The organism is Gilliamella sp. ESL0250, assembly GCF_013345045.1.
Lineage (GTDB): Bacteria > Pseudomonadota > Gammaproteobacteria > Enterobacterales > Orbaceae > Gilliamella > Gilliamella apicola_H.
In genome coordinates, this window is record NZ_JAAEDV010000006.1 from 84,766 (window position 1) to 96,640 (window position 11,875).

Annotated in this window: 12 protein-coding genes; all 12 read left to right on the forward strand. The window is 33.8% G+C overall.

Annotated features, from left to right (window positions below; translation table 11 throughout):
• Positions 1-23: 23 nt before the first annotated feature.
• Positions 24-2,051: a DNA topoisomerase III gene (locus GYY69_RS06545; RefSeq protein ID WP_174796953.1), complete on the forward strand. Its 2,028-nt coding sequence runs from the start codon at positions 24-26 to the stop codon at positions 2,049-2,051.
• A gap of 742 nt (positions 2,052-2,793) precedes the next feature.
• Positions 2,794-3,354, forward strand: coding sequence for a PFGI-1 class ICE element type IV pilus protein PilL2 (gene pilL2, locus GYY69_RS06550; protein WP_174796954.1), 561 nt, complete (start codon positions 2,794-2,796; stop codon positions 3,352-3,354).
• A complete protein-coding gene (locus GYY69_RS06555; RefSeq protein WP_174796955.1) occupies positions 3,351-4,157 on the forward strand; it encodes a hypothetical protein in 807 nt (268 codons plus the stop codon). Before pilL2 ends, GYY69_RS06555 begins: the two co-directional genes overlap by 4 nt.
• A 2-nt stretch (positions 4,158-4,159) precedes the next feature.
• Positions 4,160-4,924: a TIGR03759 family integrating conjugative element protein gene (locus tag GYY69_RS06560; protein ID WP_160430921.1), complete on the forward strand. Its 765-nt coding sequence runs from the start codon at positions 4,160-4,162 to the stop codon at positions 4,922-4,924.
• Entirely contained in the window at positions 4,924-5,121 is a 198-nt protein-coding gene (locus GYY69_RS06565; protein ID WP_174796956.1) for a hypothetical protein, read from the forward strand. Before GYY69_RS06560 ends, GYY69_RS06565 begins: the two co-directional genes overlap by 1 nt.
• Before the next feature lie 154 nt (positions 5,122-5,275).
• The gene (locus tag GYY69_RS06570) at positions 5,276-5,689 is read left to right on the forward strand and encodes a TIGR03751 family conjugal transfer lipoprotein (RefSeq protein ID WP_174796957.1); all 414 of its coding nucleotides are present in this window, start codon (positions 5,276-5,278) and stop codon (positions 5,687-5,689) included.
• Positions 5,689-8,466, forward strand: a complete 2,778-nt coding sequence (locus GYY69_RS06575; protein WP_174796958.1) for a conjugative transfer ATPase — start codon at positions 5,689-5,691, stop codon at positions 8,464-8,466. The genes GYY69_RS06570 and GYY69_RS06575 overlap by 1 nt, the downstream gene beginning before the upstream one ends.
• Entirely contained in the window at positions 8,466-8,864 is a 399-nt protein-coding gene (locus GYY69_RS06580; RefSeq protein WP_174796959.1) for a hypothetical protein, read from the forward strand. Before GYY69_RS06575 ends, GYY69_RS06580 begins: the two co-directional genes overlap by 1 nt.
• Complete coding sequence (locus GYY69_RS06585) at positions 8,861-9,274, forward strand: TIGR03757 family integrating conjugative element protein (protein WP_174796960.1); 414 nt, start codon at positions 8,861-8,863, stop codon at positions 9,272-9,274. The genes GYY69_RS06580 and GYY69_RS06585 overlap by 4 nt, the downstream gene beginning before the upstream one ends.
• Complete coding sequence (locus GYY69_RS06590) at positions 9,271-10,209, forward strand: TIGR03756 family integrating conjugative element protein (protein WP_174796961.1); 939 nt, start codon at positions 9,271-9,273, stop codon at positions 10,207-10,209. Before GYY69_RS06585 ends, GYY69_RS06590 begins: the two co-directional genes overlap by 4 nt.
• A gap of 2 nt (positions 10,210-10,211) precedes the next feature.
• Positions 10,212-11,531: an integrating conjugative element protein gene (locus GYY69_RS06595; RefSeq protein ID WP_174796962.1), complete on the forward strand. Its 1,320-nt coding sequence runs from the start codon at positions 10,212-10,214 to the stop codon at positions 11,529-11,531.
• A 10-nt stretch (positions 11,532-11,541) separates the two neighbouring features.
• Positions 11,542-11,874, forward strand: coding sequence for a hypothetical protein (locus GYY69_RS06600; protein WP_174796963.1), 333 nt, complete (start codon positions 11,542-11,544; stop codon positions 11,872-11,874).
• Position 11,875: the final 1 nt, after the last annotated feature.

Genomic DNA, 11,875 nt, shown 5'->3' on the forward strand with positions numbered 1-11,875 from the left:
GAATAATAAGAGAATGAATGTTAATGAAATTATTTATTTGTGAAAAACCTAGTCAAGCTAAAGATATCCAGAAACATATTGGAGCTACAGTTAATGATAACGGTTTTTATCGTAGCTCCGATGGAAAAATATGTATTACATGGTGTGTCGGTCATTTGCTGGAACTAGCAGAACCACATGTTTATGACGAAAAATTTAAGAAGTGGAGCATAGACGATTTGCCTATTTTACCTGAAAAGTGGGTTTATAATGTTGCTCAAAAAACGTCAAAACAATTTAAAGTGGTTCAAGGATTAGTAAAAAAAGCTAATGTTATTATTATTGCCACCGACCCAGATCGGGAAGGGGAAGCTATTGCCTGGTCTCTGCTAGAACGTTTTAACTGGAAATGTGAAACTAAAAGATTATGGTTTTCAGCACTTGATGATACATCAATAAAAAAAGCCCTTGCTAGTCTTAAGGCAGCTAGTGAAACTTATCCGTTATATTTAGCAGCCCAAGCTCGAGCAAAAGCTGATTGGTTGGTTGGATTAAATAGTACCAGACTATTTACTTTATTAGGTAGAGATTTGGGTTATGGAGTTTTATCTGTGGGTCGTGTTCAGACACCAGTCCTAAAGCTAATTGTTGATAGAGATAGAGAAATTAAAAATTTCATACCCAAACCTTATTTTTCTGTCAATATTCAGTTATCTAAGACATCCCAGACATTTAATGCCACTTGGATTCCAGAAGAAAATATAGACGAAGCTGGACGATGTCTTAATGAATCTTTTGCAAGACAAATAGCACAAAAGCTACAGCATTCAAGAGAAGCAAAAGTTATTGATGTTAACACTGAACGGGTTAAATTCTCTCCTCCTTTAGCATTTAGTTTAAGTGACCTGCAGAAAGCGTGCTCTAAAAAGTACGGTATGTCTATGCCTCAAGTACTTAATATTGCTCAATCACTTTATGAAACACATAAAATTACAACTTACCCAAGAACTGATTGCGGATATTTGCCTGAATCAATGTTTAATGAGTCTGAAACCATAGTTTCTGTCATTATGAAAAATGATCCTGAAATGGCAAAATTTATGCCACAGATTAATTTAGCTTATAAATCTCGACTTTGGAATGATAAAAAAGTAACCGCACACCATGGTATCATCCCGACATCAAAGACTATAGAATTGTCACAACTTAGTGCAGATGAATTAAAAGTCTATGATTTGATTCGACGAAACTATTTAGCTAATTTTATGGTGCATAATGAAGTAGATAAAACAGTAGTTAATTTAATTAGTTCTGAGCAGAAATTTCAAGCAAAAGGTACAGTATTAGTTGTGCTGGGATGGAAAGTATTATTTACAAGAGACAACATTGAAAATGCTGAAGATGTTGATGATAAACAAAAACTTCCACTTTTATCTAACAATGATATTTGCACTATTTCTAAAGTTGACTTTAGATCGTTACAAACTAAGCCACCGACACATTTCGATGACGGTAGTCTGCTTGATGCAATGAAACAAATTGCCAAATATGTAGAAAATCCTCAATTAAAAAAAATGTTAAAGGAGACATCGGGGATCGGTACTGAAGCAACAAGAGCTGGAATTGTAGAAACATTAGAAAAACGTAATTACATTGAACGAAAAAAGAAAGCTATCTTAGCAACTGATATTGCCTACGCACTGATAGACACATTACCTCCTGTTTTAAAAGATCCTGGTATGACAGCCTTGTGGGAGCAAGAATTAGAAAATATTGCAACGGGTCAACAGCAACAAAGCGAGTTTATGCGTAAACAGTATATTTTTATTAACCAACTAATTCAAACGTATAAAGGAGCTGAGTTACCTAAAAATATCACATCTAAAAAAGTCTCAAAAACAAAATTATACGATTGCCCTGAATGTAAAATTGGTGCACTTATCAAAAGAGAAGGTAAAAGTCAAAAAGGTAAATATATTTGGTTTGGTTGCTCTCGTTACAAAGATGGATGCAAATTTACCTGCTTTGGGGACAAGAAAGGTAATCCAGTTTTTGAGAAGAAAGGGGGATGAGATTAGGCTCAATATTGAAAAATTAAACGAATTATGACAGAATCAAAACTTACTCCGTTGTTTTTGTGGTTTTGCGGTCATAAAATCACTAATTTGTTTTAGATTAATTTTTAACCCTTATTAATCTGAAATCTGAAATGTCCCAAGTCCATAATTTATGGCTGCTTGTAACAACTCTGTGTAAGTTACAACTATACTACGGTTGGATAGAGCTGTATGTGTATCAGAGCTGATTCAATTCACATCAATTTTGAAATAATATACAACAAGGAGCAAGGTGGTTCTTGTTCCTGTCTTTATGTCCGAACTCAGGGTAAATACCATTGTAAATTGTAGCAAGAAAAACAGTGGTATTTACCTTGTTTGTTCTATAACGACTAATAACAACACCAAAACTGAATGGTAAAAAAATCAGTAGCCCTTAGTGCGTTAACGCGTGCCTGATAAGACTGTTTAAAAAAGCAGGCTTGTTTATTCGGTTCATCTCAGCTAACTAAATAGCGAATCGAGAATGTGTATGAAATTGCATGATTTTTGAGGGGAGAGTGCATTTTATCACTTTTTATTGAGTTATCTTTAATTCTAATTATATTAATTACATATATACTTGGAAACAAAAGCCCATTTTGATAATTTTGATAAATGGGTTTTTTGTTGTACTCAGAATTGATTTATTTGTTTACTCAGTCATCATTGCATTTTACCTTTCTATTTTCTATATATTAATCTAAGGGTCAATACAATGAAAATCGCTATCTCTATGTTAGCATTGCTTCCAATATTTGTATTAACAGCATGTACAAATAACTCTAAAACTATTACTTCTAAGCCCAAAATAGAATCTAAGCCAGTTTTGCAGACCGATAGATATACTATTGTTGAACTAGATGATCCAATTCATAAATATGTTTTAGATCAAATTATTAATATTTCACTACCTAAAAATTTAAACTTAACAGTTAAAGATGGAATGGAATATGCTTTAAAACAATCAGGTTATTCTCTTTGCACTAACTCAGATATCAATGTTCTTTATGAAAGCACTTTACCCAAAGTTCAATATAAAATGGGGCCAATTTTATTAAATGATGCACTACATATTATGGCTGGCCCTGCTTGGAATTTAGTTGTAGACGATGTAGAACGAGAGATCTGTTTTCAGCTAAAAAAAGGATATTTTCGAAAACAACAACCTATTTCCTCAGTTAAACAAGACGATACTTATCAAACACCACCTCAGATTATAGAAACAGAAGATTCTAAAAATACAAAACATCTTAATATTAGAGGAAGTAAAAAATGAAGGATACGTTAATAAAATTAAATATAAATGAACCCGTTACTATAACTAAAAAAATGATAATTTTGATATGTGGTGTATTTGCAATTTTGTTTACGTTAATAGTGATAACGTTGCTTTTATCTCTCAATAACTTTGATAAACATCAATTAATTTCCAATAGTTATAACGAGCTATTGGATAAAGTGAACGCAAATGATGTAAGTATAAATAATATTAATACAGTAGAAAAAAAATTAAGTGAAATTCAGTTGGAACAGAAAAAAATCAATGTTGATTATGATAATTTAAATACACGCTCTGCACGAAGTCAACAGGACATAACGTCATTACAACTAATTCTAAATGATAAAAATCTCGATAGTAAATTAGATAATTTTGAAACAGCTATAGCAAATATTGAAGTTGAGTTAGAAGCAGTTAAGAATGTTCAAAAAATGCAACAAGAGTCATTAGATGGCGTTGTTGCATCTTTCAGTCAATTTAAAGATCAGATTATACAAAAAATTACAGTAATGCTATCAAATAACAATAGCAAGTCAACCAATACAACAAGAAGTAATATAAAGGCTAAAATTGAAACGGCAGTAAATTTTAAATATCAATTATCTAGCATTGAATTTAGAGCTGGTGAATTAGTTGCTGTATTCCTACCTAAAAATGCGACATCACTATCTGCGTTGAAATTTGTAAATGAAGGTGAGTTTATAGATGATTCTTGGAAAGTTGCAAAAATTGATAAAAACTCTGTGAAATTAATAAATAGTAAGCAACAAACTTATACTCTAACAATAGATAAGGAGTAAATATGATACTAAAAAAACAAATATGTTTGTTATTGCTATTAAGTTTTATTTCTTGGGATTTATTAGCTAATTCTCAACAGGTTTCCAAGGATCTTGATACCACTGAATCGGTTGAAAAATCTGATGAAGAATCTCGGAATACGCAAGAAGAAAGAATTAAAGAGAAAGCATCTTTTTGGGGATTGACAGTCACAGAATGGCAAAAATATGAAAAACTCATTAATGAAGGCGGACGGCGTTATTGGTCTCCTAATCTTGACCCTCTAACCACTCTTGGCGTTGAATCTGAAACTCAAGAAGAACGAGAGCATTACGCAAAATTATTAGCCCAAAAAGAATTTGAACGTACGACTAAAGAACTTGAATTTCAACGGATTTATAATCGTATGTTTAAACAACTTTATACAAACATATTACCTGTTGAGTTGGATGATAATCCTAATTTTGTAGCACCTCTAAATTATGAGGGGGACAGAATGATTTTATTTATTGATATTAATGATAATGTAAGAAGTGAAACATTATTAGGTAAAGTATTAAAAACAAATAAAGAAATGGATATTTATTTGCTGAATACCAAACATGATGATCTAGCTGCCCAAAAGTGGGCTAGTTTAAATCATCTCCCAATTGATAAAGTAAAAAGTGGCGAAATTACATTAAATCACAATAGCGGTCAGTGGGAACAAATCGGAAAAAATACCTTGCCAATTTTAGTACAAAATCAGGGTGGCAAATGGAGACAAATTGAATTGGGTGATTTGTAATGATTATAAACAAAAGAGCATTAATTTTTATTATCTCTATAACAGCTCATTCTGCAATAGCTGATTTGAATGTAATCAGTGATTATGGCGGTAATTCGATGGGTGTGTATTATGAAATGTTAGATCCTCAAGATGAATATAGTGAGCAACAACAGCAATTTTTAGCCCCTGAAAACATGAAAAAATCGACTGGTTAAATAAACGCTATGGTCAAACTTTTGATGCTGTTTATGTCCCTCCTGGTAAAGAAATTGCAATTCACATTAGCAAGGAGCTGCAAATTGATTATTTATTTGAGGGCAGACTTGTTGATTATGAGATGAATACTAAAAAAATGGGAGGGCTTGATTAATGAAACAGAAAAAAAAATTAACAATATTTTTATTAACTTTTGGCACAGCTCTATTTTTATTATCTGGTTGTAGTACTTCAAAAGAAAAAATGTTTCCACATAGTAGTGAGACGATGAGTGATATTTACAATAAAAAATCGGGAGGGGGAGCTTCTCAATTGTTTGATAATCGACTTCAACTCAGAAGAGAAGTTGATAATTTAACGCAAAATGTTGAAGTGGTAACGCATACACGAACAGCAGAACAAGAAATTAATAATCTTTTTCAACGATTACCAAACCCCGATTTAGTCATGTATGTCTATCCTCATTTGACCGACGGAAAAGTTCCAGTTCCTGGTTATTCAACAGTATTTCCATTTTATGCGGAAGTGCAATATGCGATGCCTGGAGAAAGGGTGGAGAATTACTAATGAAGTTATTTGGTAAGAAAAAAGTTTCACAAAAAGAAGTTCAAGAAAGTAAAAGACCAACACGCAAAGGAAATTTGACTCATAGTCATAAAAAAAACTTTCTTTATGCCAATAATGGCAAAAAATCAATTATTGATTTTTTGCCTTGGATTGAATTTGATGAAGAGCATAATTCAATTTTATTAGAAGATGGTCGATCTGTCGGTGCTGTTTTTGAGATTACACCCTATGGAACTGAAGCAAAACCAACATCAAAACTACGAGCTATTAGTGATATTGTAGCAAATAGTATTGAGGATTCTTTTGATGAACGAGATATGAATCCGTGGGTTATACAATATTTTTGTCAAGATGAAGATAATTTACAAGATTATATCTCTTTATTAAAACAATATCCTAGACCTCACGCTCAGGGCACTGAATTTACAAAAAAATGGCTAGATATTATGGAATATCATTTAGATAGTATCACTAAAAGTGATGGCCTTTTTTTTGATAACACAGTGACAAAAACACCGTGGAGAGGAAAGGTTCGGAAAACGAGGTTAGTTGTATATCGGTATATCGGACCAAAAGAACGTGAAAATTTAAATGCACAAGAAAAGCTAGATATTGTTTGTAACAATTTGATACTTGCGTTGAAAGGAGCGGGAATTGCTGTCAAGAGATTGGGGAAAAATGAGGTTTCTAGGTGGTTAGCTCAAATATTTAATCCTTCACCCGTTCAAGGTAAAAAAAATTTTATTAAACAGTTAATGGATGACCAAAAACAGGCTGATGAACTGCCGATCATTAATGATTTTGCCGAAAGTCTTTTCTACAGTGAACCAGAGATTAAAGAGGGGTACTGGCATTTTGATAATATTCCTCACGCTGTTGTTATGGTGGATCGATTAAAAACACCACCCAAAATTGGTCATATTACAGGCGAGACAAGTAAAGCGGATGGAATAAATGCGCTTTTTGATGTATTGCCTGAATCAACAATGATGAGTTTGACAATTGTAACTCATCCACAGGACAGGTTAGAAGAACATATCAATTTTGTTCGAGGTAAAGCCATTGGTGAGAATGCTGAATCGTTGTCTGTCAAGGAGGATTGTGATGAAGCGATGGAGTATATCAGGCAACGAGAAAAAATGTATTACAGCTCTATTGCATTTTATGTGAAAGATTCAAGTATCGGTGGATTGAAACGTAAAATACAGGGGCTGAGTTCAGTACTTAATAATAATGGGCTTGTCACAGTAGCTGAAGCTAATGAAGTTGCTCCAGCATCGTCATTTTTAAGATGGTTACCCATGAACTATAACCCTCAAAATGACATAAAACGACTGTATGTTAAATTTAATTGGTGCAAGCATTTAGCTAATTTATTACCTGTTTTGGGTCGAAGTAGTGGAACAGGTCATCCTGGTGTGACATTTTTTAACCGCGGTGGGGAACCATTGAGTTACGATCCAATGATCGATAAAGCACAAAATGGTCACAAACTTATTTTAGGGCCGACAGGGGCGGGTAAATCAGCAACACTGAATGTCGAAATAGCACAGCTTGTTGCTATGTATCGGCCTAGAACAATTATTGTCGAAACCGGTAATTCTTTTGGTCTTCTTGTTGATTTTATGGAGCGACTTGGGGTCAGTGTTCATCGAGTAAGTTTAAAGCCCGGGAGCGGTGTAGTGCTTAATCCTTTAGCTGATTCTCATTTAATTTTACAAAATAAGGATATTCAGTTTGAAATTGATGAAAACAATTTGAGCGATGACATTGTTAATGAAGCACTAGAACAAAATGAGGAAGATGAAGAAGATGATGCACAACGAGATGTACTCGGTGAAATAGAAATTTCTATACGTCTAATGATTACTGGAGGGGAAGAACGGGAAGATGAATTACTGCGTCGTTCAGATAGAGCAATGATTAGACAAGCCATAGTTATGGCTGCTCAAGTTGCTTATGATGAAAGACGGCAAGCTATTCCCAGTGATGTTCAAGATGCATTATTTTCTTTAAGTAAAGATAATCAGTTACCCGAAGCTCGACGTGCAAAAGCATATGAAATGGGTGAATCATTAAGTATGTTCACTCACGGATTTGAAGGTGAAATATTTAATAAACAAGGTACATCATGGCCAGATGTTGATGTTATTCATGTCGATCTTGCTACTTTCGCGAGGGAGGGTTATGAAGCTCAATTATCAATTGCGTATATTTCTCTTATTAATCATATCAACAATATGGGCGAACAATATCAGCATCAGGCGAGAGCTATCGTTAATATTACCGATGAGTCACATATTATTACAGTAAAACCACTAACAGCAGCATACTTAACAAAAGCGTCAAAAATGTGGCGTAAACTGGGAGTATGGCTATGGTTAGCCACCCAAAACATGGAAGATTTTCCCGATGCGGCTTCAAAACTATTATCAATGATTGAGTGGTGGGAAATGTTAGTAACAGAATCATCTGAAGCAGAGAAAATACGTCGTTTTAAAGCATTAACGGATGAACAAATTTCAATGATCACTTCTGCTTGTAAAGCTGCTTGCCAGTACACGGAAGGCGTTGTGTTATCAAAAAATATGGAATGCCTTTTCAGAATTGTTCCCCCAAGCCTTTTCTTAGCTCTAGCTATGACAGAGAAAGATGAAAAAGCGGAGAGAATGAAACTGATGAATGAGTTTAATATCAGTGAGCTTGATGCTGCCATTAAAGTATCTGAAAAATTAGATGAAGCTCGAGGTATTACACGAAAATATGAGGATTCATGATGAATGATAATGCTTTTTTATTTAATGCAACTTCATTAAAAAAATCAAATATTAATATTGAACACAGTAAAGGTTTTGAACAATTCTGCTCTGAATTATTAGGAAAAATTGGAGCAATAATTTCGACTAAATTACGTTTATGTCGCATACCTACAGATGATCATACAGAATTTGGAATACTGTATAAGCAATATGCTTTAATTGCTTTTGAAGGTAAAAAATCAGCGTGTTTAATTGAGGTGTCATGCAATCCTAATTTGAACAAAATTCATTGGCCACAATTAGCTGATATTGAAACAGGGAAACGGCTATGTATCAATGTTGTTGACTGGATAGATGCCTTTTTGCTGATTAAAAATTTGATGGCTTTAACAGAAACAGAGGTAGCTGATGCATGAAACGTATATTAGGACTGATTGTATTTGTAAGTTTTCAAAGTATTGGGGCAGATATTTATAGTATTGATGTTTTTGTGAATCATGAGCAAGCAAGTCGAGTTAAAAATTGTCATGATAATTGTCAAATATATGATCTAGATAGCACAGAAGTGCTTTTAAATTCATTTTTTGGTGAGTTACCGAGTGATATTGATGATGCTTATTCAGTTGTTGAAAAAAAATTAAATTTACCAGAATGGAAAACGCATGAAGCTCAAATAATTGAAGCTCAAAAAACAATTACAAAAGCATTTTATCTCGGTGTTAAAAAATATCCTGCGATTGTTATTAATGAAAAAAATGTGATTTACGGAATAACAGATGTTGCACGTGCAGTTAATGATTTTATGAGTAATGAGGATAAACGATGATAAAAAAAATAAAATGTAGCTTACTTGGACTCATAATTACTATGCCGAGTTTTGCCACATCTATTAATACTCAACAAATAGTTCAATCAGCTCTCTCGACTAGTTGTACTGAATATAAAATTGCTGGAACCTGTTTTTGGCTGTTTTGTTCTTACGGTTGCAAAATTCGTACATCTGTAAAAGTAAAGCACTATATTCCGGATGTTGTTATGTCCGCATATGAACAGCCGTTTGAAAATCCTTGGACTGAAATTAATGCTATTACCTCATCAGGAAGTTCATTAGTTGGGTCAAATATTCAAGGAGGGGGAGATACAAATAATCGTCAAGCAAATAATCGAACAAAAATTCGTTTTAAAGATGTTCAAGCAATCGGCCACCCTGGTGGGGCTGTTTTCTCTCAAATGCTATCAGGTATGGGCTACTATTGTAATAATGGGGTAACGCCATTTTATCCTTATTTTGTGAGTGAACTTGATTTTATTGCATGGCGATTAGCACTTGTTGAATCTGTATACCCAGAGGCATTAATACCAGGTAAAAGAGAAATTGGTAATGGTAATTCATCCGATATGTGGGGAAACATTTATCCAAGAGCTGGTGCTGTTACTCAAAATGACGACTTCAAGGCAGGAGCGGTGGTCGTTCAACGAGGTGCTGATGTATTAACAAATAGTAATTCATTGCATGTCGTTCAAAATTACACTAAGCGTAAAAAAGATGGATTTTGGCCACCCGCTCCAGTTAAAGAAAATACAAAAAATCATAAATGGCAAGAATTGGCTCCAACATTAAATATGTCATGCGGTATTTTTCCAAATATTAATGATACAGCGAGCGTTGATGGAGCCTATGTTTATGCTTTGTGGAGACCTTATGCATGTTGTAAGAGACGTGGGCAAAAATTTTTATACAGTATCGATTTTGGGGGATGATCATGGCAAAGAAAACAACAATGACTATAACAGCATTATTATTAACAATTAGCTCATATAGTTATGCTAATTCAACTGGTGGAATATCGGATAGCCTTTATTATCGTATCGGAGGTGGCTCGGTAAAAGGATCTACATATACATTTGATAAACCAAAATCAATTATGAATATGGGAAAATGGAACTCTAGTTTGATGTGCGGTAATTTTGATATTAGTTCAACGATTTCAAATCAACTTAATGGTGTAACAGAAGGTTTTAACAATATTATGAGTGAAGTTATTAACAATGCTAAAGGTGCTGTTGCAAGTTTACCTGCATTAGTTATACAACGAGCTAATCCTCAGCTTTATGACTTATTGACCAATGGTGTGTTACAAGCAAAGTTGGATTATTCCGATATTAAGACTAGTTGTAAGCAACTTGCTGAAAAAATGACTGATTACACAGATTCTGCAAGTTTTGTTCAAGCCGCTAAAGCCGAAAATATGGCAGAGATGTTAAATGGAAAGAAAGTCGATGCAATTCGAGTTGATAAACAAATTGATAGCGATGCAGGTAAAAATGGTATCTCATGGATCGGAGGGGTAAAAAAGGGGGGGAAAGGGCAAGCTCCGATTAATATAACAAGTGATGTTGCTTTAGCTGGCTATAACTCATTAATAAATCGAAACGTTACGGATACAACACCAGTTAGTGATGCAAAAAATAAAGGGGGGGTTTATAAAACATGGAATAAACCTAGTGACGCCCAAGTGTGGCTAACTGAGGTAGTTGGTGAGCGCACCATGATAACTGATAGTGAAAATCAAAACGGCAATGAGACAGGTAAGCCGGGGACAGGTTTAAGCCCTAAAACGGAGGAATACTACGAATTTTATTATAAAAAGTTGGTTGATTTAGTAAATGGTACAAAGCCCATTAGCAAAGCGGAATTAGAGGCACTACAAGGTAGCTCTGTAAGTGTCACTCGAAGTGTCATTGAAACATTGAGAGAAGATAATGAGCGTGTTGTACTAGTGAAACGTTTAGCGAGTGAAATGGCGTTGTCTAGAACTATTGAAGAAGCGATGATGGCGCGACGTATCATGTTGGCAGGCCGTAAAGAGCCAAATGTTGCTAAAAATGAACCAGTTCAGTCTACAATTTTGGACCAAATAGATGAACTGGATATGGAACTGAATCAAATTAAATTAGAGTACGATATGCGTAAATCGATTGCAGGCAATACGTTATCTGTCATACAAGAACGGAAACAACAAAGACAGCAAGGTGCTATTTTGCATATCGATAATCATGAATCTTTTGACGCAAATAAATAGCGAGTTAAATATGAATAAGAAAAAAATTATTAAACTTGCAATTTCTCTTATTTTTTCACTTGGATTAATTTGTTGCATATTATCTGTTTTTTCATTAACAGAACGTAAAGTTGCTTCTATTAATGTATTTTTGAGTAGCAATTACTATTTTTTTCTTGTAATGCGTTTGTGTATTTATTGTTTTACTGGTTTTCTTTTATTAAAACTAAAAAAAATAATAAAGACAAAAGTAGTAACAACTGAAAAAAAGATATATTACAACAGATTAGTTTTTAGAATTAGCATGTTATGTGTTGCTTTAATTTGTTTTAATGAAGTGATGCTATTTATTAAAATGGGGTAAT